The following is a 21960-nucleotide window of genomic DNA, read 5'->3' on the forward strand; positions in this document are numbered from 1 at the left end:
CTGTCCCGACCTCAGCGCTCTCCCGCCGAGGTCAGCTGCCCGCGGGCGGCCCGGCCCGCCCCGGCGGCGACGACGGATGGCGATACATGCTCACCGATGGGGGCGGGAAGCTGACCCCGTACGCCGGCACGGTGTCCGGACCGCTGTCCGCAGTGATCCCCGGCTACGACGAACCTCCCAGCAACGGGAACGACGACGAAGCAGCGTTCATGGCTCGCTACGAGGCGGCGATCGAGACGGCCTTCGGCCGGGCGTCACTGCCAGGTCCGCCGCCGGCCGGATTGTCTCGCGGATATCTGCCTGCGCTGTACACCGGCGCCTCCACCGTCCAGCCCGAATGCTGATCACGGGGGTGGCGGAAGGGGCTGGTGTGGGGCGGGATCCGGGCCTGGACGGGGTGGTGGACCACTTCACCCTGCCCGGCGACGAGGCGGGCTGGTTACGGAACAGGACCGGCGCCACGAGGCTGGGCTTCGCCGTCCGGCTGAAGTTTCCGACCTGGCGCGGCCGGTTCCCCAAGATGCGTCTGGAGCTGCCGCCCGATGCGGTCGAGCGTGTCGCCAAGCAGGCGGGCGTCGCCGCGTTCGCCCGCTCCAAGCGGGAGGTGTTCAAGTCCTCCTGCTCCAACCGCTGCCGCAGCGGGCTGATGAAGCTCCCCGGCGTGCTCGACTTCCGCTCCTCCAACGACCAGCACAAGCCCGTCATGGACGCGTTGAGGTTGATCGAGCGGCACAAGGACTCCTCCGCCACCTACCTTCCCCTCGGCGAGACCGTCCCGTTCGAGGGCGTTGTACGCAAGGACTGGACGGAGCTCGCGATCTTCACCCCCGGCAAGGGGACCCAAGCGAGTCATGCGCACCGTGTACGAGGCGGGCGTCTTCCAGGCCCTGCGCGACTGGCTGCGCTGCAAGGAGATCCGGGTCGGCACCGCCTTGTCCTTCGAGGTCCCGCGCCGTCCGGCCGCTCGGTGACGCCTGGGCCCCAGGCAGGGGCGGGGGACGTCTCTGCCTGGGGCGTCTCGGGGCGCCGGGTGCGGGCTACTTGAAGGTGATCGGCTGGAAGCCCCCCTCACCGGTGTCGCTGAGCAGGACGACATGGGTCTGGGTCGACTTGGCGTCGATGGTGCCCCACACCGGGCCGTCGGCGGACGTCACCGCCTGGAAGGAGGTGCGGACGACCAGGCCGGAGGCGACCTTGCCGGAGGCGTCCGACACGACGTCCACCGAGGTGGTCTTGTCGCAGCCGAACTTGCCCGGCTCCACCTGGGCGCACTGACCGAGGTGGAACACGGTGTTCGGGGTCAGCCCGCTCGCGCTGACGGCCACCTTCTGGCCGTCGGTGAGCCCCGTGGCCGGGGACACGCTGACCACCGGCGAGGCCGCGAGAGCGGCGGGCTGGACGGCGACGGCCAGGCCGGCGGCGACGGCGGCGACGGTGGAGACACGGGCGGCGAGGCCGAGCTTGCTCTTGACGGTCATTTTCCTGACTCCATGTCGTATGGGGGGATGGGAGAGACTCGGGATCAGGCGAGGTGGGTGCCCGCCTTCCCTGATCTGTTCATGAAGTTAGTCGGCCGTGATCACCCTCGGCATCTTCCAGGTTGCTTCACACAACTCTCCAGGAAGAGGGGCGGACAACGCAGTCGGCGGGGCGCCGTCGCGCAGCACGGCCGCCCCGGCCTCAGGCCGTCCCGCCGGGCACGTGCGGCCCCCTGGCGCGGTCGCGTTCGCTCCTGCCGCTCCCGCCGTGCCTGACGGGCCGGCGGGCCGGGATGCGCGATTGTCACGGCGCCCTTCCCGCCGCGTCGGCGCACGGCGGGATTGGGGCGGCTGAGGACCTGGGGGCTGTCGTGCCGATCGTGCCGCGGACGCGGGGCCCGGCAGACGCGTCCGCCGCGCTGTCCTCACTCGCCGGTGCTCCGCGCCGTCCGCGTCGGCACCCTCCTCCGCCTTGCAGCCGCACGCACCGGACCCCGCTCACCGGTGCCGACCGGCGACGTCACCCCTGCGCGACCCGATCCGAACGACAGCCCCTACGCCCTGTCGTGCGACGGCTGCCAGGGCAGCTCCCGGGGGGCGAACCCGTCCGCGTCCACCCACAGCGCCCGCAGCCCCCGCAGCGTGGCGGAGGGCCCGTAGGAAGGGGTGCCGAGAGCGAAACGCGCCCCGACGACCCGCTGGGCGAAGCGCACGAGCACGGTCTGCGCGATCAGCCGGGCCAGCGGCGCCCCGGGACAGTGGCGGGTGCCCGTCCCGAACGCCAGGTGCGGCGAGAGGCCCTCCGGGGCGAACATGTCGGGGTCGGCGGTGAGGACCGGGTCGCGATGGGCGGCCGCGAGCAGCAGCACCATCACGGTGCCGCGCGGTACGCGGGTACCGCACAGGTCCAGATCGGTACCGGCGCGGCGCCGGACGACCTGCATCGGCGGGTCGACGCGCAGGATCTCCTCCACCAGGCGCCGCGCGTGGCCCGGGTCGCGGCGCAGCGCGTCCCCTTCGTGCGGGGCCCGCAGCAGCGCCAGGGCGCCGCCGGAGACGAGCGCGGCGGTGGTCTCGTATCCGGCGACGAGCAGCATGCGGCCGGCCGAGGCGGCCTCGGCGTCGGTGAGCCGTCCACCGCCCAGGTCCGCCCGGATCAGCCGGGACAGCAGGTCGTCCCCGTCCGCCCGGTGCCGCCGGTCGCGCACCGCCCCGGCCAGGTACGTCTCCAGTTCGGTCCTCGTTCGCCGCTGCTCGGCCGGGACCGCCGGGTCCTCGGCGCCGGTGGGAACGGGGCCGGCAGCGGTGCCGAGCGCCATGACCCGTCGGCGCAGCCACGGGGCATCACCGGCGGGCAGGCCCAGCAGATGGCACAGCACGGCCATCGGCACCGGGTGGGAGAGGTCGCTGACCACCTCCAGACGGCCGCGTGCCGCCACCGAGTCCAGGCGGTCGTCGACGAGGGAACGCACCAGGGGAGCGAGGTTCGCCACGGCGTCCGTGCCCAGGGAGCGGTCCAGCACGCGGCGCAGCCGAGCCGGGGAAGGGGGACACGGGCCGGCAAGGTCCGCCGTGCGGTCCCCCGAGCGCAGAGCGGACTCGCACTGCTCGTAGGAGGACAGGACGACGACGCCGTCACCGAGCCACACCGGCCCCGCCGACCGGATGCGGTTCAGCACGGGATACGGGTCGGTGCGGACGTCGCCGCGCAGGAACCGCAGCACCAGGGCGCGTGCCTCGTCGTGGCCGGGTTCACTGCCGGGGGACGGGCGCACCGTCGAACGACCGCTCTCCATCGCACAGCCTTCCTGCGTCTGCCTGCGTCGGCAGGATCCGCGGCGTGCGCGTGCGGTGCCCACGGCGAGTTGCGCAAGCCCGCACCGGCTTTGCGGGCCGGTGACGACTCGGCCAAGTCCGCTCGGCTCCGCGGGTTCCAGGCGGTGGCCGCCGGCCACCACACCGGTGACGCCCCGCGCGGCGAGCAGCGCCCGCATCGCGGCCTTGTCGCCGAGCGCGGTGATCACCGATGCCGGATCGGGGGAGGGAGAGACCCCGAGTTCCCCGGTCTGCGCCGCGGTCGGCGGTGCGTCGGCGCCGGCGGCGGGCACGGTGGCCGTCGGGGCCGGGCCGGCCGGTCAGCCGGCCCCGCGGTGGAAGCGCGTGACGACGCGCGCGCTGCGTACGGCGAGGACGTGCCCGAGGGCTTCGGGGTCGTGCGGGTCGTCCGTGTCCAAGGTGACCAGGGCGCGGGCGGCGCCCCGTGCGCGCAGTTCGGCGAGCCCCGCGCTCAGCAGGGCGTAACCGATGCCCAGCCCGCGGAAGGCGGGGTCCACCGCCAGGTCCAGGACGCGGCCCTCCCCGCCGGCGGCGACCCGGCCCAGGACGTGGCCGGCCGGGCGGCCGGAGACCTCCAGCAGCAGCGCCGCGCCGCCGTTCTCCCGCAGCCGTTCGCAGGACGAGCGGAAGGCTGCCGCGCCCTCGGTCCCGGCTCCTCTGGTGGTACGGCTGCGCCGGTGCAGCGTGTGCAGGATGCCGAAGTCGCCGGGGGCGGCCGGGCGGATCGCCCCGTCGTCGGGGAGCAGCGGGGGCGGCGGGGGGACGGTCAGATCGACGGCGTACCGCCCGGCCGTGGCGCCCGGGGCGAATCCGGCCTCCCGCAGCACCGGGGGGACCACCGGGTCCCCGCTCAGTACGTCGCCGACGGTGACGGCATACGGTCTGCCGTGCTGCTCGCGGAGTTCGTCGGCCCGGTCCAGGACCCGGGCCAGCAGCGCGCGGGCCGTGCTGTGACCGTGCCGGCCGGGCAGTACGGTCAGCGTGGCGTACAGGGTGTCACCGCGCGGGGTCAGCGCCGCCCAGGCGAGCACCTCCTCGCCGGGACCGGTCAGGCACCAGCCGTTCTCCGCGCAGCCGGTTCGGGCGATCTGCGGCAGGACGTCCTCACGGGTGCAGGTGGCGACCCCCGTGACGTGTTCCTCGTGGGCGCGCACCAGGCGGACCAGGTCGTCCAACGGGACCTCACCCGGTCGTCGCACGGCGAACGGTCGATGCGGGGACATGGAGCGTTCCCCCTTCCTGGGGGAGTCGGGTCCGGCGGTCGGGCCGGAACGTTCGAGACGCCGGTGCCGGGGCGGTGGCACCGGCCCGGCACCGGCCCGGGCCGGTGACGGCTAGGCAGCGTGCCGGAGCCCGGCGGGTGTTCGGGGCGGGCCGGCGCGTGCCGGCCCGCCGGCGCGAACCGCGTGCGGGCAGGATCACGGAATCCGCAGTGGCCGCGGAAAGGAGTGCGTTGGGACCGAATGCGGGCGTATGCACAGCACTGAGCCTCCGCCAACTTGAAGTCGCAGTTCGAAGGACTGGTGTGACCGATTCTCCGCATGCTCACGCTGGTGGTCAGCGGTTGCCTGCGGAGTAGATCATCTGTCAGTGGTTGACTTCGGGGTCATCAGAACGAACAGGGTGTGCGGGAGACGGGTCGCGTGAGCGGGGGCGATGCGTACGCGCTGGCACCGTGCACGCCCTGACTCTTCTCCCGCCGGGACAGCTCGCTTGGGGACCCGGCCGCGCTGACGCGGCTCGGGTGTGAATGCGACGTCAGCTCGGCACGGTGCTCGGGTCTCGAGGGCTACCTCACTGGTTGTACCTGCCGGGCAGGGCGGAGACGGTCTGCGGGGTGTGGTGGGGCAGGGTCTGCGGGGTGGCGGCGTGGCGCGTGAGCTGTTCGCCTTCTACGTCGACGTTGGGCAGGATGCGCTGGAGGAAACGCGGGAGCCACCATGCTTTGTGGCCGAGCAGGGCCATCACGGCCGGTACGAGGGTCATGCGGACGATGAAGGCGTCCACGAGGACGCCGACGGCCAGAGCCAGGCCCATGCCCTTGATGACCTGCATTTCGGCGAGGATGAAGCCGCCGAAGACGGCGATCATGATGAGGGCTGCGGCGGTGACGACCTTGGAGCTGTGGCCGAAGCCGCGGATGACCGCTTCGGTGGGGGGCTTGCCGTGGGTGTATTCCTCGCGCATGCGGGAGACGAGGAAGACCTCGTAGTCCATGGCGAGGCCGAACAGGATGCCCACGAGCAGCATGGGCAGGAAGCTCAGGACGGGCCCGGTGTCCGCGATGCCGAGGGGACCGGCCAGCCAGCCCCACTGGAAGACCGCCACGAGGACGCCCAGGGAGGCCCCGAGGGAGAGCAGGAAGCCGAGTGCGGCCTTCAGGGGTACGGCGATGGCCCGGAAGACGACGGTGAGCAGCAGCAGGGCCAGGCCCATCACCAGCAGGCAGTAGACGGGCAGGGCGGCGGAGAGCTTGTCGGCGACGTCGATGTTGACTGCGGTGTTGCCGGTGACGTTCAGCTGGGTGCCCGTTTGCTGCTCGATGCTGTCGCGTGCGCTGCGGATCTCGGACAGGACGGTGGCGGTGGCCTGTGTGTCGGGGCCGGAGGAGGGGGTGACCTGGAGCAGGACGGCGTTGCCCGAGTCGGATGCGATGGGCGGGGAGACGGAGACGACGCCGGGAAGGGTTTTGATCCGGTCGGCTGCCTGCTGTGCGGCGGTGGTCGTGGTGGTCTTGTCGGGCCCCTGGGCCAGGACGACCAGAGGGCCGCTGTGGCCGGGGCCGAAGCTGTCGTCGATCAGTTTCTGGGCGCGGCCGGCGGAGCTGCGCGGGTCGGGGCCGCCGCCGAGTCCGAGTTGCAGGTCGGTGACCGGGACGGTGAGGATGCCCAGGCCCAGGACGCACAGGATCAGTACCCGCCAGGACCGACGGGTGGTCGCGGTGGCCCAGCGGCGGGCCGCGGGGGCCCTTCGGGGATCGGCCTGGCGCCGCTGGGCGCGTGCGGCGGAGCGGGCCAGCGCCGGAATGCGGCTGGAGGTGATGCGCCGGCCCATGAAGCCCAGGAGGGCGGGCAGCAGGGTGGTGGCGATCAGGACGGACACGACGACGGTGGCGGCGGCGCCCAGGCCCATGACGGTGAGGAAGGGGATGTTCACCACGGCGAGGGCGGCCAGGGCGATGACCACGGTGGCTCCGGCGAAGACCACCGCGCCGCCGGCGGTGCCGGTGGCCAGAGCGGCCGACTCCTCCGGATCCATGCCCTCGCGGACCTGGGTCTGGTGACGGGAGACGATGAACAGGGCGTAGTCGATGCCCACGGCCAGGCCCAGCATCACCGACAGGGTGATGGAGGTGCTGTCCATGGTGATCACGCTGGTCATCGCAAGGAGGGACAGCACGCCGACGGCCACGCCGACCAGCGCGGTCGCGATCGGGATGACGGCGGTGCGCAGGGACCGGAAGACGAGGATCAGCACGGCCAGGGCGATCAGAACGCCAATGATCTCTCCCGGGCCCATCACCTCGATCGGGGGCGTGAACGCGTCTCCGCCCGTCTCCACGGTAAGTCCCGCACTGCGAGCATGGTGCGCTGCTTCCTGAAGGGTGAGCAGGGTCGCGCCGGGGATGCCGTCGGCCTTTTCGGCGTCGAAGACGATCTCGATGATGCCGGTGCGGCCGTCAGGTGAGACGGTGCCGTTCTGGGCGGCAGGGCCGGTCACCGAGACCACGCCGGGGGCGTCAGCGGCCTTCCCGGACAGGTCGGCGACCGCCTGCGCGGGGGCATTCGCGGTGATCTTCTGTCCGGCGGGCGCCTGTATGACGATCTTGCCGGTGACATGCGACTCGTCGGTGGAGGGGAATTGCTTCTCCATGACGTCGAGGGCGCGCTGGGCTTCGGTGCCCGGGATGGTGGTAGCGGAGGTGAACGGCTTCATCACGCTCAGCGCGGTCACCGCCACCACCGCGAGCAGACCGAGCCAGGCGGCGAGGACGGCCTTTCGATGCCGGAAGCACCCACGGCCGAGCCGGTAGAGCAATGTGGACACGCAAAAGCCCCCAGATGATGTGCTGACGAGGAGGAGGACGGGGAGGCCCGGCCGGCTCATCCCCTGAACCGGCCGGGCCGGGCCCGCTACGAGGCGTCATCCACGCTAGGGCGGCGGTTCGGGCGTCGGGGCCGGATCAGGGTCCGGGTGGCGGTCTTCCCATGAAACTCACATGGAAGACCGCCTGGTGATCGGCCACGATCGAACAGAGCACCAGTGAGCAGCAGGAAGCGAAGAATCCCATGTCAGGCGATGCCACAGCACCCACCGGCCCCGGCTCCGGCCCCGAATCGGCAGTCGAGGGACGGCTGCTCGTGGTCGACGACGAACCGGCGATCCTCGACACGCTCAGCCGGTTCCTGCGCTTCGTCGGTTACGACGTACGCACCGCCGCGACCGCTCACGAAGCCCTCGCCGCCGCGCGTGACTTCCTTCCCGAGCTGATCCTGCTGGACGTGATGCTGCCCGACGGAGACGGCTTCGAGGTCATGCACCGTCTGCGCCAGGACGGACTGCCGCAGGCCGTGGTCTTCCTCACCGCCCGCGACACACGCAAGGACCTGGTCCGCGGCCTGACATCGGGAGGCGACGACTACATCACCAAGCCCTTCGGCCTGGACGAGGTCGCCGCCCGTATCCAGGCCGTGCTGCGCCGCACCCGCCCCCGGGCCGGCACCGACCCGGTCCTGCGCGTCGCGGACCTGGAACTCGACTCCGCCACCTACACCGTCCGCCGGGCCGGCACCGCCATCGACCTGTCACCGACGGAGTTCCGCCTGCTGCGCTACCTCATGCTGCACCGCGGGCGCGTCGTCCCCCGCGCCCAGCTGCTCGACCACGTGTGGTCCTACGACTTCAACGGCGACGACACCGTCGTCGCCACGTACATCAGCTACCTGCGCCGCAAGATCGACAGTCTCGGCCCCGCCCTGATCCACACCCAGCGCGGAGTCGGCTACAGCATCCGGGAACCCCGATGACCCCTGCAACCCGGCCCCCCAGTACTCCCCCTCACAGGCTGATCGCGCGCCTGCGTGCCACTGTGGCCGCGGGGCGAGGCAGGCGGCTTCTGCGACAGCGACCGCTGCGGACCCGGATCGGCGCCCTCGTCACGGCCCTGTGCGCACTCGCTCTCGCCGCCACCGCCCTGGCCTGGCTCGCCACCGCCAACGGGGTCGTGATCGTGGCGACCGAACTGACCGGTCTGTGCATGGTGGCCGTGGTCAGCACCCTGGCGGTACGTCGGGCACTGCGGCCCCTGGAGCACGCCGCCGATACCGCGGACACCATCGCCTCCGGTGATCTCACCCGCCGGATCACCGCGGCCGACACCGCCCCCACCACCGAGGTCGGCCGCCTCGCCCACGCGCTGAACGCCATGCTCGACCAGATCCAAAGCGCCATGGCCGCACGCGAGGCATCCGAAGAACGCATGCGCCGCTTCGTCGCGGACGCCTCCCACGAACTGCGCACCCCGCTGCAGTCCCTGCGCGGCTACACCGAGCTGTACCAGCACGGAGCACTGCCCGACAAAGCCTCCGTCGACGACGCCGTCGACCGTATGCACGCGGAAGTGCAGCGCATGGGCAAACTCGTCGAAGCCCTGTTGATGCTCGCCCGCCTCGACGAGGAAGGCGAAGCGCCCCTGGAGCCCGTCAACCTCAGCCGCATCGTCACCGACTCCGTCCGCGACGCCGCAGCCGTCGAACCCGCCCGCCCCTACACCCTGCACATCCAAGACAGCGTCACCGTCCTCGGCGACGAGGCGCAACTGCGCAGCCTGCTCGCCAACCTCCTGAGCAACGTCCGCATGCACACACCGCCCACCGCACCCTGCACCGTCGAACTGCGCACCGGCGACAGCCAGGTCATCCTCACCGTCCAGGACAACGGACCCGGCATCCCCGCCCACGCCGTCAACCATGTCTTCGACCGCTTCTACCGAGCCGACAAAGGCCGCAGCCGCACTCACGGCGGCACCGGCCTCGGCCTGGCCATCACCGCCGCCATCGCCGAACACCACCACGCCCACATCGACCTCGACAGCCGGCTGGACCACGGCACACGCATCAGCGTCGTCTTCCCCAAGCCTGAAGCCGATCACAGCTTCGAAACCTGACCCCGCCCGCGCGATCCGGCTTCTACGCGCCCTGCTTGTCCTGACGGACCTTGAGGTCAACCGCTGACAGATGATCTACTCCGCAGACAACCGCTGATCACCCGCGTGAGCAACCTGGAAGGCCGTCACACCAGCCCTTCGACCTCCGTCTTCAAGCTGGCGGTGGCTCACTCGTGCCCTCCCGGGTCCTCTGGGAATGGGATTCCGGCACCGCTGCGGAAGCGCGCACCGACGTAACCGGGGATGCCAGGTCCTGCCGTCGCACTCCCGCCGCCGCCCGCGGGACGGCCCCGCGGCGCCGGGTGCGTGCCCCGGGGCCCCGGCCGCGGGCCGGGGAGTGCCGGGCGCCGGCCCTCGTACGGGACGTACCCGGTGCGGCGGGCGGGGGTGCCCCCTTCGGGGAGCGTGCACGGCGTCGCGGGGCGGACGGGAGTCCGACGACAGGGCCCAGTGGCCGTCCCGTCGCGCTCGTTCTTCCGGGAGCGGTGCGGGCGCACGCGTCCCTCTCCCCTCGGGTGCCTGCTGTGTGTGGTTGCGGGGCCGGTGGCCGGCCGGGTACCGGGCGGGGTCAGGCCACGGCGTCCAGGACGGCGCGGGGGGCGTGCGCGGCCCGTGCCCGGCTCATCCACACCACCTGTGCCACCATCTCCGCCAGCCGCGCCGCGTCGGACTGCGGTTCGTGGACGCCGGGCTGCCCCGGCGCCGACGCCAGGGTCACGCCCACCGGTGTCGGCCAGCCGCGCAGGGCGTGCCCGATGGCGCGCAGCGTGGTCAGCGTCGAGAGCGCGCCCTGGGCTGCCGATCCCACAGCGACCGTGCCGATCGCGCGTCCTTGCAGGTACGGTACCGGGCCGTCGATGTCGTTGACGTAGTCCAGGGCGTTCTTCAGCAGTCCCGAGACGGTTGCGTGGTAGGTCGGCGACACCAGGATCACGCCGTCGGCGGCGCGCAGTCCGGAGAGGAACGTGGCCACGGCCGCGTGTGTGGCGGCCGTTTCGGGCCGGTACGCCGGGAAGTCGATCTCCGTGCCGGTGAACAGGCGGGTGGAGGCGCCCTGTTCGGCGCACTGCCGGGCGCACCACTGCGCCACCCGGTCGCAGGTCGACCCCGGGCGCAGCGACCCGCTGATCAGGACGATGTGCGGTGCCGCCATGACGGTGGCCCCTTTCTTCGTACGGACGGTGGGCGCCGGGGCCGTCGTGCCGCCTCGTTCCCGGCGGCGCGGCCGGGGCCGCCAGCCGGTGATGTCGTCGAGGTCCGCGTCCTCGCGGCCGGCCGGCGTGATGTGCGCGTGGTGTCTCCGCGTCCCTGCCCGGCCGGCATCCCGGTCGAGGTCGCCCTGACGGCGGGAGGCGAGCACCACGGCCGCGGCCCGGTCCACGCGCTCGCGGGCGTAGGCGGCGAGCGCCTCGCCGACCCCGGCGGGCGAGGCGAGCGCGTCGGCGAGCACGGCGGAGTCCTCCAACGCCAGGTTGGCGCCCTGGCCGAGGGCCGGGACCATGGGGTGCGCCGCGTCGCCCAGGAGGGCCACCCGGTCGTCCACCCAGCGCTCGGCGGGGTCGCGGTCGTGGATGTCGGTGACCACGATGTCCGCGGGGTCGGCGGCGCGCACCAGGTCGACGACGGGCGCGTACCACCCCTTGAGGGCGTCCAGCAGGGCCAGTCGGGCCCCGGCCGGTCCCTTCGCGGGCCATGTGCGCGGCGGTGCGGTGATCTCGGCGGTCCAGTACAGGGTGTCCTCACCGGCCGGGACGGTGAACAGCCGGATGCCGCGGCCGCTGACGACGTGGCCGCGCTGCCCGAGCGCGGAGCCGGTGGTCCGGCCGCGGACCGAGGTGTAGCCGCGGTACCGGGGAGGGCCGTCGCCCAGCATCCTCGCGCGTACCGCCGAGTGGATGCCGTCGGCACCGATCAGCGCGTCGCAGTCGGTGACGTTCCCGTCGGACAGCTCGACGGTGACGTGGCCGGGACGCACCCGGTAGCCGGTGACGGCGGCCGCCAGGACGACGGACGCCCCCGCGGCCAGTGCCTCGTCGAGCAGCGCCCGGTGCAGGGCGGAGCGCAGCGCGGGGATCTGCGGCGCACCGGGGGCACCGGCGGGCTCCTCGGCGAGCACCCTTCCCCGCGCGTCCATCAGGACGCGTACCTCCTCGGGACGGGGGACGTGGCCGACGGCCCGGAGCCGCGCGCCGATCCGCGGGTCGAGCGCGTCGGCGGCCCGCACCCCGTTGGGCTGGAGCATGAGCCCGCAGCCGCCGGTGCCGATCCGCTCCGCCCGCTCCAGGACGGTCACGTCCAGACCGCGCGCGGCCATGCCGGCGGCCACCGCGAGTCCCCCGATACCACCGCCCGCCACCACCACCGAACGTTTTCTGGCCATGTCATCCCTCCCTGTCGGCGGGGCGCGGCGCCGGCTGTGCGCCGTCGGCGATCGCCGGCGGGCGGCCGGCGTACGTGCCGAAGACGCCCGAGGAGGCCTTCCGGTGGTGTCCGGGTCCTTCTCGGGCTGCCTGCGGGGCGTACCCGTCCGCACGGCGGCGGCCGGTTCCCGCGCCCCGGGCGGGACCGGCGACGGGGCGGCCCCCGGGCGGATCCTCCCGGGTGCGGGGTGCGGGGTGCGGGATGCGGGGTGCGGCCGCCGGGAGGGACCGGCCGGCCGTGCGCCGGTGCCCGCTGCGGCCGGTCCCGGTCCGCCTGCGAACGGATCGGGGGCGACGACCGCGCCGGGGCGGCCGGAGCGGCGACGGCGTGTGCCGGGCCGGCCGCGTGCGCGGTCGGCGGCCCGGTCACGGCGGTCGTCACGGCTCCCCCGTTTCCCTGCGCGTTCAGACCAGGGCGCGTGCCGCCCGCAGATGGGTGGCGGCGGCCTGTTCCAGGTGGGTGATGTCACTGCTGACGGTGGCGAAGGTGAAGCCCTCGGCGAGCCGTTTCGCGGCGCTGTCACCGTCCGGGACGTGGATGCCGCACGCGATGTCGTGACGGCGGGCGGCCCGCGCGATCTCCTCCAGCGCGGCCTCCAGCGCGCCGGCGGCGGCGGGATCACCCGGCCGGCGCGCGCCGAGCGCGGCCGACAGACCGGCGGGCCCGGCGTACACCGCGTCGAGGCCCTCCGTCGCGCAGACGGCGTCCAGGTCTTCCAGCGCGGCCGCGGTCTCGATCATCACGATGCAGGCGACGCGGTCGTCGACCTCGGACGGTACGGAGCCCATCCGCAACTCCGCCCGGACCGGCCCGCCCGGACTGCGCGTGCCCGCCGGACGGTGCCGGCAGGCCCGTACGGCATTGCGCGCCTGCTCGGCGTTCTCCACCATCGGGACGATCACACCGCGCGCTCCGGCGTCCAGCGCGGCCCCGATGGCGACCGGGTCCGGCGACGGCACCTGGATCACCCCCGCGGAGCGGCCGCGGGCGTCCACCGCCAGCATCGCCACCTGCCACCCGGGCTGGTGGACCACACCGTGCCGGCCGTCCACCTCGACGTAGTCGTAACCGAGTCCGGCGATCCGCTCGACGGCGACCGGACTGTCCAGGCGGACCTGGTAACCGACCAGCGGCTCCCGGCGGCGCAGCCGTGCCGAGAACCCCGGGTCCGGGTGAGAGACGGACGCCATGTTCATTCCCTTTCCTCAGTGCGTGGCTCTGCTTGTCGCCGGGACCGGCACGTCACCGGGGCGCCGGCTTCGGCGGGCGGTGTTCTCCGGCCGCCGCGCAGAGCTCCGCGGCACGCCGGAGCTCGGCCGCGCCTCGCGCGGCGCCACGCCGGCCGGCCACTGCGCGAAAGCGCCGGGCAGCGGACTCGGTCCGTCCGGCCCCGGGCGCACCCCCGCCACCGGGTGAGCGATCCGGAGCGGCCGGCGGACCAAGCCGGCCGGGCAGGACGGCGTGATCACATCACAGGCCGAAAGCCGGCGGCAACGGGACGGAAAAGGGGCGCGACGACTTCACCAACTCGCGCCCCCGCGGCGCGCCCGCCCGGCCGGGCGCAGGAAGGACGACTTGTTCAAGTCGTCCTTCCTGCGCCACCCACGCTTGCCGGCCCGCCGGCGCGGTGGCGATCCTCGAGCCGCCGCGCCGGCGCCCTCGAACCCACTCCGCAGAAAAGGACCGTTGACATGCCGGTGATCACCGTCAACTGGTGGCAGGGCAGTGACCGACAAGCGCGAAGGGAACTGGTGGCGGGCATCACCGACGTCGTCACGCGCGTATCCGGCTGCCCGCACGACGCCGTCACCGTCATCGTGCGCGACGTCGCCCCCGGCCACCGGGACGGGGACGGCCGCCTCACCGACGGGTCCCGCCCGGCACGAGGCTGACGACGAACCCCGCTCCCCGCCCCGGCGTCGGCCTGCGGATCCCGGTCGGCTTCGTGTAGCGGCTGCCGACGGCGGTGGCGCGGCGCCGGATCGGCGAGAAGCTCCGCACCCGGAAAGGAACCCCCGTGTCCACGACCACCGCCCGGCCCGCAACGGGCTCCGCCCCGGAACCGCTCGCCACCGACCGGGCGCGCCGCCGCGTCGCGGCCCTCCTGGCGGACCTGCGCCACGGCGCCTGGAGTCCGACCCCGCTGGAAGTCCGGGTCGCCGCACTGCTGTCCGTCTCCACCGCCGGCGACGGTGTGCTCACCTCCCTCCGCGTCCGCGCCGCCCTGTGGGAGGGCAGCCTTGCGATGACCCGCGCCGGCGGGGGCCGGTTCGCCCGGGCCCTGGCCGGCCTCGTGCCCGTCCTGGACGACCCGCGGCTCGCCGCCCCCGACGTCCTCGACGCGGCGGGCGAGCTCGTCGACGCCGTCGCCGCCGTCCCGGTTTCCCCGTGCTGCCGCCACGCCGCCGAAGTCACCGGTGGTGCCGCTTCGTAGCACCACCGGTGCCGCCTCGGGGCCCGACCGCCCGCCGGCGGGCGGCCGGGCCGCAGACTGCGGCGCGGCCCGGCCCGGCCGGGGAAGCCACGGGACGGCGGCCCTCCGGCGGCCGTCTCCGGCATCCCTGGGCGACCCGGCCTCGCCGGGGGCCCGAGCACCCGGTCGAGAAGGCGGAGCCGTCCGGATCGGTGACGACGTGCGGTCACATCGCCCAGGGCGCCATCGGGTACCAGATCAGGTCGCGCCGGGCCAGGATCCGCACGTCCCAGTACAGGACCATGAACACGCCGGCCGCGATGAACGCCGCCGCCATCAGCGCCGAGGCACGGCTGGGGCGCCGCGTCGTCCACCGGTGCAGCCGGTCTCCGAAGAAGCCGGTGACCACCAGGAACACCACCGCCATGACGGCGATGTTGCCCACGGACTGCAGAGCGAAGACCGCCGCACCGTACAGCGGGTTGTGGCTCTCGGCGGCGTCGTGGAACAGCCGTCGGAACAACGGGAAGGGACGCCCGACCAGGAAGGCGCCGATCAGACCGCCCATGAACAGCATCGGCGCGTCCGGGAAGCGCTGCGACACCTTCGCCAGCGGATCGCGCACCACCCCCAGCGCGGCCAGCCCGAGATACGTCATCAGCAGGCCGATCAGTCCGTAGACCACCATCGCCTGCACCAGGCGCCCCGAGAGCCCGCTGCCGTCCTGGCCCTGGTCGAACTGCGGCATGCCGGTCCCGGCGACCGCCGCCACCATTCCGTACGCCGCCGCCACCACGACCGCGCCGAGCGCGAGCCGGCTCAACGGACGCAGCGCGGCGGCCATCCGTCCCCGCCGGGAGGCGGAAGGGCCTCCGGTCAGCGGCGCCAGCGCGCTGAAGACGGCTATGTTGCACGCGGTGAACGTGCCCGCGACACCGGTGGCCAGCGCGAACGCCAGGCCCGCCAGGACGCCGGTGATCGGCGTGCCCTTGGCGGTGTGGCCGAGCAGCGTGTCGGCGACGTTGTCGCCGATGGTCCGGTCGACGAACTCCGCCGACCACACCACCGTCAGGGCGAAGCCGAACAGCGCGCTGACCGCGACGACCAGCGCGCGGCGGCGCGGGGCGTGGCCGTTGAAGAAGAACGAGGCCCCGCCCGGGCCGCGATCCGCGGCCGGCTCCCGCCGGGAGGGGGCGGCGGCGGGCCGCTGAACCGTCTGTGCCATGACAAGTCACCTTCCTACGGGCAATCTCGGGGAATTACGCGAAAGGGGGAACTCGGGGCATCACGCTAGGCCGCGTACAGCCCCGGCGGGGACCCGGACCCGGAATCGAGCACATCGGAAGAGACCCCGCGCACCGACTTCGGCACAGCGGCCACCACGGCCGCGTCCTCCGGCTCCGGTACGACCGCCACCCCCGGCCCCGCCCCGTCCTCCGGCTCCGTCCCGTCCGTCAGCACCTCGTCGAAGTCCCGCCACAGCCACGCCCAACCCGCCACCGGCAGCACCCGGTCCGCCCCCGAGCCCACGCGCCCGGCCTCCCCGGCATGCGCCTCCGCCACGGCACTCACCCCCGTGCGCCCGTCACCGGGCACACACCCGAGGCGGTCCCGTCCGCAGGCACCGGCCCGAACCCGTAGCGCACCCCGGTCAGCTCCTCGGACAGCTCCCACAGCCGCTCCTGGGCCGCCGCATCCCGTGAGAGGCGACTGGAACGGGCCGGCACCGGTACGCCCCGGCTCCCGAACACCCCGGCGGGCCCCAGGTAGGCGCCACCCGGCACCGCCGGGTCCGTCGCCGCCCGCAACGACGGCAGCGCCGCCGCCCGCACCGGCTGGGCCGGCCACCGCAACGCCGCGGCCACCACCGGCCGCAGCGGTGCGGGCAGCTCACCGTGCCACAAACCGGTCGGCGACAGCCCCGGATGCGCGGCGACCGACACGGTCCGCGCACCCGCCGCCGCCAGCCGCCGCTGCAGCGCCCGGGCGAACAGCAGGTTCGCCAGCTTCGACCGCCCGTACGCCGTCACCGACCGCCACCCGCCCGCCGATTGGGCACGCACCGCGCCGAAGCCGCCGGAACCCACCCGGTGCGCCAGACTCGCCACCGTCACCACCCGCGACCCGGGCACCCCGGCCAGCAGGTCCAGCAGCAGCCCCGTCAGCGCGAAGTGACCGAGGTGGTTGACCCCGACATGCGCCTCGAAACCGTCGGCCGTACACCTGTACGGCGGGAACATCACCCCCGCGTTGTTGATCAGCAGATCCAGCCGCCCGTGCCGGCGGCGCACCTCCGCCGCCGCGCCGCGCACCGACTCCAGCGACGCCAGATCCAGCCGCACCGCCTCGGTACTGCCACCGGCCCCCGAGAGCGCCTCCCTCGCCCGCTCGGCGCCGCGGCAGGCGAGGATCACATGGGCGCCGCGGGACGCGAGCACCCGGGCGGTCTCCAGGCCGATGCCGCCGGAGGCACCGGTGACCAGAGCGATCCTGCCGCTCTGGTCGGGAACAGCTTCACGGACCCAGGGCATGTCGCCTCCTCGACACATGGAGCACGGACGGGACGGGGCGTCAGCGAGCGGCTTCGTAACCGTGGCGGACGACGAGGTCGGCCGACACGTCGTAAAACGACGTGTCGGACGGCAGATCTGTCGCCAGACCGCTGACGTACCGGTTGAACATCGCGAACGCGGCCGCGATCAGCACCGTGTCGTGGATGTGGTCGTCCGTGGCCCCCGCGGCCCGGGCAGCGGCGATCGCCCCGTCCGACACGGGCGCCGCCTGCGCCTGCACCTCGGCCGCCACCTTCAGCAGGGCCCGCATCAGCGGGCCGATCCCGGCGGTGCCGGCATCCGCGAGCACCGCGGCGACCAGATCCGCCCCGCCGTCGAGCTGCGCCGCCGCGAACGCACCGTGCGAAGCGGCGCAGAAGGCGGTGCGGTTCAGCTGCGAGACATAGGCGGCGATCAGCTCGCGCTCACCCCGGCTCAGCGGTGAGGAACCGCTGCGCAGCAGCGTCTCGGCGAGCTGCGACAGCACCACGGCCGTGTCGGGGCGCTGCGCGAACAGCCCGCTGATGCCGGGAAGGTCATGGGGGATCTCGATGTGGGGCACGGCTCGGTCCTGTCTGCCGGGAACGGACGGGCGCCCCTCATCGTGGGATCCGCCACCCGGCCCGCCAACTCCCAACGTGCCCACCTCACCGCCCCGGCACGGGCCCGGCCGAACAGCGCACGACGGAAGTTGGCCGCCCGCACGCCGCGAGCCCACGATGGGACACCCCCACCCGTACGACACCGCGCCCACCGCAGCCGCCCGCCGGCTGCCCGGCCACCGCGCTGCCCACCGAACCGCCGCGGCCCGAAGGAGAACCGTCCCCTCATGCCCACCCCGCCACCCGACAGGACCCACCGCCGGGCGGTCACCGCCACCGTCGTCGGCAACTTCATCGAATCCTTCGACTGGCTCGGCTACGGCCTGTTCGCTCCTTTCTTCGCCGCTCACTTCTTCCCCGGCGACAACTCCTTCACCTCCCTCCTCGGCGCCTTCGCCGTCCTGGGCATCGGCGTCCTCATGCGCCCCCTCGGCGGCGTTCTCCTGGGCCGCTACGCCGACCGGCGGGGCCGTCGCCCCGCCCTCATGCTCGCCGTCTCCCTCATGGCCGGCGGCTCCCTGCTGATCGGCCTCACCCCCTCCTACGCGCACATCGGCCTGTTCGCCCCCCTCCTGTTGCTCCTGGCCCGCACCGCCCAGGGCATCTCCCACGGCGGCGAATGGCCCGCTGCCGCCGCCTACCTGATGGAGGTCGCCCCCCAGCGCCGCAAGGCCACCTACGGCAGCCTCTTTTCCCTCACCACCTGCGCCGGCGCCTTCACCGCCTCCCTCCTCGGCGGCGGGCTGACCGCCGCCCTCGGCCCCGACGCCATGACCGCCTGGGGCTGGCGCGTACCGTTCCTCACAGGAGGCGTCCTCGGCCTGGTCCTGCTCCTCCTGCGCACCCGGCTCACCGAGACCGAGGTCTTCCGACGCGAGGTCCGCACCCGCCGCGACCGCGGCTCACTGCGCCACCTGCTGCGCACCCACCGGCGCGGCGTCCTGCTCACCGTCCTGTACGTCGCCGGCACCGGCGCCGTCGGCGGCACCTGGCCCGCGGTCGTCCCCGCCCTCGGCGGCCGCCTGGCCGCACCCGGCACCATGTTCTGGGTCGTCGTCAGCGTCACCGCCGCGATGATGGCACTCAACGTGCCGATCGGCATGCTCGCCGACAGGATCGGCGCCACCCGGCTCCTCCTCGCCGCCGGCGCCCTCTTCGCCGTCACCGGCTCCGTGTCCTACCTGTCCATGACCGGCACCTTCGCCAGCCTGGTATTCGCCTACGGATCGGGCGTCGTCTACCTGGTCTGCGCGACCACCGTCCTGCCCAAGCTCCTCACCGAGCTCTTCCCGCCCACGGTCCGCGCCCTGGGCATCGGCTTGCCGAACGCCGTCACCAGCGCGGTCCTCGGCGGCATCGCACCCGCCTGCGCCACCTACGCCGCCGAACACGACGCCTCCGCCTGGTTCATCGCCGGCGTCATGGCCGCCGTCCTGCTGTCCGTCCCGGCCTCCCTGATGGCCCGTACCCCCGTACCCGCCGCCCCCTTGCCCGCCCCGTCCCCCGCATCCGGGCGGACCTTGACCACCACCGGCGGCTGACACGGGAACGCCGGCTCCTTCTGCGGGAGCCGGCGTTCCGTGTGGACCCGTGAGCGGCAGGCGGTCACTGCGCTCCGGGCCGGTTGTCCTTCCCTTCCAGCCACAGGGTGTCGGACTCGTCGCGGTGCGAACCGTCCGAGCCCACGTGCTTGGCGGAGATCTTCGCGCCGTTCTTGAAGACGTGCACCAGCGCCATGCCGTGCCCCCGGCCCAGTCCGTAGTCCTCCTTGAGCCACTCCAGCACCGGCCCGGCCTTCAGGTCCGGTCCCTCGAAGCCGCGTTCCCTGGCCAGCTCGATGAACTGGCGCGGCGTGAGACCGGTCTTGTCCTCGATGTTGTCCAGGTAGGCCTGAAAGGACATTCTGTTCCTCGCTTCCACATCGTTCGCGGCGGCCACAGCCGGCCCCACCCAGCCTGCACGCGCACCCGGCCCGGACCAGCCTCCGGCACGGCACTCGACGCGACTTCACCACGTCCACCGCCCCTGCGGCCGCTCATGGGCTTACGTGAAGCATCCGGTTCGACCGGATGACAGCGACCCCTTTCCCGAACTTGCAGGAGCACCGGTGCGGAAGATCGTCGCTGGTCTCTTCTCGTCACCGGACGGCGTGGTCGAGGCTCCGGAGACCTGGAACATGCCCCTTACGACACCAGCGAGACGGGCAAGGCCCTGCTGCGGTTGTACAAGGACGCCGGCACGGCCCTGCTGGGCCGCAACACCTACCAGCAGCGGAGTGCCTTCTTCCCCCACGTCACCGACGAACGGGTCCCCACCGCCGACTGGATGAACTCCTCCCCCAAGTACGTCGTCCCCTCCTCACTCACCGGCGTCGGGGAGTGGCACAACAGCCACCTGATCACCGGAGACGACATCGCCGGCCGGATCCGGGCACTCAAGCAGCAGCCCGGCGGCACCCTCAACGCCGGCGGCAGCATCACCCTGATCCAGTGGCTGATGCGCAACGCCCTGCTCGACGAGCTCCACCTGCAGATGAACCCCGTCATCGTCGGCACCGGCCGCGCCCTCGCCGACGGCGCCCAGATCCCCCTGGCCCTCGCCTCCACCCACACCTTCCCCAACGGCGTCATAGAGACCCACTACACCCTCCAGCCCCGCTGACCCCCACCGGTGAGCCGTGTGCTCCGGTACGAGCTGGGCGGCGGGTGTCGGTCAGCAGCATCGGAGCGGCGGAGCTCGCGTCCCTATCCCTCGTAGCCGGCCCGGACGGTGACCGATTCGCCTGCGTGGATGATCGAGTCGAGCATGGCGTGGGCGGCTTGGAGGTGTTCGATGGAACGGCCCAGCCGCTCGCGCTCATCCTTGAGGTCCTGGGCCATTTCCTCACAGGCCGGCGCCAGGATGGTTCCCTTGTCGGTCATGCAGGGCAGCACTTCCCGGATCAGGTCGGTGTTCAGCCCGGCCGCGAGCAGGATCCGGACCCGGCGCACGGTGGCCACATCGGACTCGTCGAATTCCCGGTAGCCGCTGGCTCGCCGCCGCGGTCGCAGCAGCCCTTGCTGCTCGTAGTACCGCAGGCTCCTGGTGCTGACACCGGTCCGCCTCGACAACTCGCCGATGAACATGTGACCTCCGGCACAGAGGTTTGACCCTGACATCAATGTCAAGGTCTAGCTTAGCCGCCATGGAAACGACGCACAGCACTCAGCAATCTCCCACTGTCACCGCGAAGTTACTGGCAGGTAAAAAGGCTGTTGTCACGGGTGGCACCGTCGGCATGGGGCGGGCCATCGTCCAGGCCTTGACCGACCGCGGCGCCGAGGTGGTGTACACCGGACGCAGCGACCGGCGACTCGCCGAGGCCCAAGCGGCGCTCGGCACCCCGCTAGCGCACCCGGTGCGCGCCGACGTCACTGACGCCGGCGCCATCGCCGCCCTCGGTGATCAAGTCGCCGACCGCCTCGGCGGCATCGACTACCTGTTCGTCAACCAGGGCATCGCCCAGTTCCAGACGCTTGAAGAGGTCACCGAGGAGTCGTGGGACCGCATCTTCAACGTCAACGCCAAGGGCGCCTTCTTCACCGTGCAGCGGCTGGCGCCGCTGATGTCCGAGGGCGGCTCGATCGTGTTCACCACCGTCTCCAACGACCAGATCTTCCCCGGCCTGAGCGCCTACTCCGGGGCGAAGGAGGCCGTCGCCGCCTTCGCCAAGGTGCTCGCCGCCGAGCTTCTCCCCCGCAGGATCCGCGTCAACGCGATCGCCCCCGGGTTCATCCTCACCCCCACCATGGGCGTCGCCGAGCTGACCGAGGAGCAGCGCGCCGAGTTCATCGAACAGGGCAACGCCTCCACACCGATGGGCCGGGCGGGCACCGTGGAGGAGATCGCCGCCGCCGCGCTCTACCTGGCCGTCGAGGCCACCTTCACCACCGGCCTGGAACTGCCCGTGGACGGTGGGTTCGGTCAGGGCGTCGGCGGATGACGGATCCCCTGCGGTAGTGGCCCCGGATCGGCTCCGCTGCGCCGGAGCGGACGTAGGCGTGACATCCCCGTCCCGCTGCGGCCTGCTCAGCCGGTCGCAGCGGGACGGGGATGTCGCACGGCGGCGGTGCCGTCCGCCTCCACAACCGGGCCCGCGCCGTCTGACCGGGCCCGAACCCGCACCACCCCGATGTCCCCGCAACCGGTGACGGAGCAGTCCTTGGAGCGCTTTCGCGCTGGAGCGCCTCAGCCGTTACGCGCTGAGCGGCTGCCGGCCCGCTGGGCCGGCCCACTTGTACGTGGATGACGTACGCCGGTGACGCGCATGCGCCGTGCGGGCGTCTGCTATCCGGCCCGGTCGGCCTGCGGCGCGGCGGCCGGGGGCCCGAAGGCGCTGTAGAAGGTGCCGGCGGCCGCTCGGGCCAGCGCCTGGAGGTCTTCGTCGGGGACTTGGCGGGTTCCGAAGCGGGACCGGGCCTCGGCTTTCTGGTACAGGTGCATAGGCGCAGAG

At 73.2% G+C, this 21960-nt stretch carries 22 protein-coding genes; 9 read left to right on the plus strand and 13 right to left on the minus strand.

Annotated features, from left to right (window positions below; translation table 11 throughout):
• The first annotated feature begins 86 nt into the window (after window positions 1–86).
• Together ACSU6Z_RS29780 and ACSU6Z_RS29785 are read left to right on the plus strand one after the other, a co-directional pair.
• Complete coding sequence (locus ACSU6Z_RS29780) at window positions 87–344, plus strand: hypothetical protein (protein ID WP_437050756.1); 258 nt, start codon at window positions 87–89, stop codon at window positions 342–344.
• Window positions 338–1045, plus strand: coding sequence for a DUF4158 domain-containing protein (locus ACSU6Z_RS29785; protein ID WP_437050758.1), 708 nt, complete (start codon window positions 338–340; stop codon window positions 1043–1045). Before ACSU6Z_RS29780 ends, ACSU6Z_RS29785 begins: the two co-directional genes overlap by 7 nt.
• Here the strand turns inward: ACSU6Z_RS29785 and ACSU6Z_RS29790 are convergent.
• The 4 genes from ACSU6Z_RS29790 to ACSU6Z_RS29805 form a co-directional block, all read right to left on the minus strand.
• A complete protein-coding gene (locus ACSU6Z_RS29790; RefSeq protein WP_437050759.1) occupies window positions 1038–1478 on the minus strand; it encodes an enediyne antibiotic chromoprotein in 441 nt (146 codons plus the stop codon). The genes ACSU6Z_RS29785 and ACSU6Z_RS29790 overlap by 8 nt on opposite strands.
• A gap of 554 nt (window positions 1479–2032) precedes the next feature.
• Entirely contained in the window at window positions 2033–3274 is a 1242-nt protein-coding gene (locus tag ACSU6Z_RS29795) for a cytochrome P450 (protein WP_437050760.1), read from the minus strand.
• Window positions 3275–3613: 339 nt separating this feature from the next.
• Entirely contained in the window at window positions 3614–4537 is a 924-nt protein-coding gene (locus ACSU6Z_RS29800) for a GNAT family N-acetyltransferase (protein ID WP_437050762.1), read from the minus strand.
• Window positions 4538–5108: 571 nt separating this feature from the next.
• Complete coding sequence (locus tag ACSU6Z_RS29805) at window positions 5109–7361, minus strand: MMPL family transporter (protein ID WP_437050764.1); 2253 nt, start codon at window positions 7359–7361, stop codon at window positions 5109–5111.
• Window positions 7362–7603: 242 nt separating this feature from the next.
• Between ACSU6Z_RS29805 and ACSU6Z_RS29810 the strand changes: the two genes are divergently transcribed.
• Both ACSU6Z_RS29810 and ACSU6Z_RS29815 read left to right on the plus strand, forming a co-directional pair.
• The gene (locus tag ACSU6Z_RS29810; protein ID WP_437050765.1) at window positions 7604–8341 is read left to right on the plus strand and encodes a response regulator transcription factor; all 738 of its coding nucleotides are present in this window, start codon (window positions 7604–7606) and stop codon (window positions 8339–8341) included.
• A gap of 62 nt (window positions 8342–8403) precedes the next feature.
• Window positions 8404–9480, plus strand: a complete 1077-nt coding sequence (locus tag ACSU6Z_RS29815) for a sensor histidine kinase (protein ID WP_437050766.1) — start codon at window positions 8404–8406, stop codon at window positions 9478–9480.
• Window positions 9481–10048: 568 nt separating this feature from the next.
• On the opposite strand, the gene ACSU6Z_RS29820 is transcribed toward ACSU6Z_RS29815, so the two are convergent.
• On the minus strand, window positions 10049–11860 hold the full coding sequence (locus ACSU6Z_RS29820) for an NAD(P)H-dependent oxidoreductase (RefSeq protein ID WP_437050767.1): 1812 nt from the start codon (window positions 11858–11860) through the stop codon (window positions 10049–10051).
• 445 nt (window positions 11861–12305) lie between these two features.
• Window positions 12306–13091: an HpcH/HpaI aldolase family protein gene (locus ACSU6Z_RS29825; protein WP_437050768.1), complete on the minus strand. Its 786-nt coding sequence runs from the start codon at window positions 13089–13091 to the stop codon at window positions 12306–12308.
• Window positions 13092–13592: 501 nt separating this feature from the next.
• Between ACSU6Z_RS29825 and ACSU6Z_RS29830 the strand changes: the two genes are divergently transcribed.
• Together ACSU6Z_RS29830 and ACSU6Z_RS29835 are read left to right on the plus strand one after the other, a co-directional pair.
• Window positions 13593–13793, plus strand: coding sequence for a tautomerase family protein (locus tag ACSU6Z_RS29830; protein ID WP_437050769.1), 201 nt, complete (start codon window positions 13593–13595; stop codon window positions 13791–13793).
• 125 nt (window positions 13794–13918) lie between these two features.
• The gene (locus ACSU6Z_RS29835; protein ID WP_437050770.1) at window positions 13919–14335 is read left to right on the plus strand and encodes a hypothetical protein; all 417 of its coding nucleotides are present in this window, start codon (window positions 13919–13921) and stop codon (window positions 14333–14335) included.
• A 205-nt stretch (window positions 14336–14540) separates the two neighbouring features.
• On the opposite strand, the gene ACSU6Z_RS29840 is transcribed toward ACSU6Z_RS29835, so the two are convergent.
• From ACSU6Z_RS29840 to ACSU6Z_RS29855, 4 genes are all read right to left on the minus strand, one after another.
• Entirely contained in the window at window positions 14541–15539 is a 999-nt protein-coding gene (locus ACSU6Z_RS29840; protein ID WP_437050771.1) for a hypothetical protein, read from the minus strand.
• Window positions 15540–15604: 65 nt separating this feature from the next.
• Window positions 15605–15877 (minus strand): hypothetical protein, encoded by a 273-nt coding sequence (locus tag ACSU6Z_RS29845; protein WP_437050772.1) that lies wholly within the window; start codon window positions 15875–15877, stop codon window positions 15605–15607.
• Between the two features lie 5 nt (window positions 15878–15882).
• Window positions 15883–16845 carry an oxidoreductase gene (locus ACSU6Z_RS29850; RefSeq protein WP_437050774.1) on the minus strand — a complete coding sequence of 321 codons (963 nt, stop codon included), beginning with the start codon at window positions 16843–16845 and terminating at the stop codon, window positions 15883–15885.
• 40 nt (window positions 16846–16885) lie between these two features.
• A complete protein-coding gene (locus ACSU6Z_RS29855; protein WP_437050776.1) occupies window positions 16886–17428 on the minus strand; it encodes a carboxymuconolactone decarboxylase family protein in 543 nt (180 codons plus the stop codon).
• A 267-nt stretch (window positions 17429–17695) separates the two neighbouring features.
• On the opposite strand from ACSU6Z_RS29855, the gene ACSU6Z_RS29860 reads away from it, so the two are divergent.
• Window positions 17696–19009, plus strand: coding sequence for an MFS transporter (locus tag ACSU6Z_RS29860; RefSeq protein ID WP_437050778.1), 1314 nt, complete (start codon window positions 17696–17698; stop codon window positions 19007–19009).
• Window positions 19010–19073: 64 nt separating this feature from the next.
• On the opposite strand, the gene ACSU6Z_RS29865 is transcribed toward ACSU6Z_RS29860, so the two are convergent.
• On the minus strand, window positions 19074–19370 hold the full coding sequence (locus ACSU6Z_RS29865; protein ID WP_437050780.1) for a DUF4287 domain-containing protein: 297 nt from the start codon (window positions 19368–19370) through the stop codon (window positions 19074–19076).
• 318 nt (window positions 19371–19688) lie between these two features.
• Between ACSU6Z_RS29865 and ACSU6Z_RS29870 the strand changes: the two genes are divergently transcribed.
• The gene (locus tag ACSU6Z_RS29870) at window positions 19689–20129 is read left to right on the plus strand and encodes a dihydrofolate reductase family protein (protein ID WP_437050782.1); all 441 of its coding nucleotides are present in this window, start codon (window positions 19689–19691) and stop codon (window positions 20127–20129) included.
• A gap of 83 nt (window positions 20130–20212) precedes the next feature.
• On the opposite strand, the gene ACSU6Z_RS29875 is transcribed toward ACSU6Z_RS29870, so the two are convergent.
• Window positions 20213–20593 (minus strand): MerR family transcriptional regulator, encoded by a 381-nt coding sequence (locus ACSU6Z_RS29875; protein WP_437050783.1) that lies wholly within the window; start codon window positions 20591–20593, stop codon window positions 20213–20215.
• Between the two features lie 59 nt (window positions 20594–20652).
• Here ACSU6Z_RS29875 and ACSU6Z_RS29880 point away from each other — a divergent pair, with 59 nt between their 5' ends.
• Complete coding sequence (locus ACSU6Z_RS29880; protein ID WP_437050785.1) at window positions 20653–21450, plus strand: SDR family NAD(P)-dependent oxidoreductase; 798 nt, start codon at window positions 20653–20655, stop codon at window positions 21448–21450.
• Window positions 21451–21794: 344 nt separating this feature from the next.
• Here ACSU6Z_RS29880 and ACSU6Z_RS29885 read toward each other — a convergent pair whose 3' ends face one another.
• Window positions 21795–21950, minus strand: coding sequence for a hypothetical protein (locus ACSU6Z_RS29885; protein ID WP_437050787.1), 156 nt, complete (start codon window positions 21948–21950; stop codon window positions 21795–21797).
• Between the last annotated feature and the right edge of the window lie 10 nt (window positions 21951–21960).

It is taken from the genome of Streptomyces sp. enrichment culture (assembly GCF_964273145.1).
Taxonomy (GTDB): Bacteria; Actinomycetota; Actinomycetes; order Streptomycetales; family Streptomycetaceae; genus Streptomyces.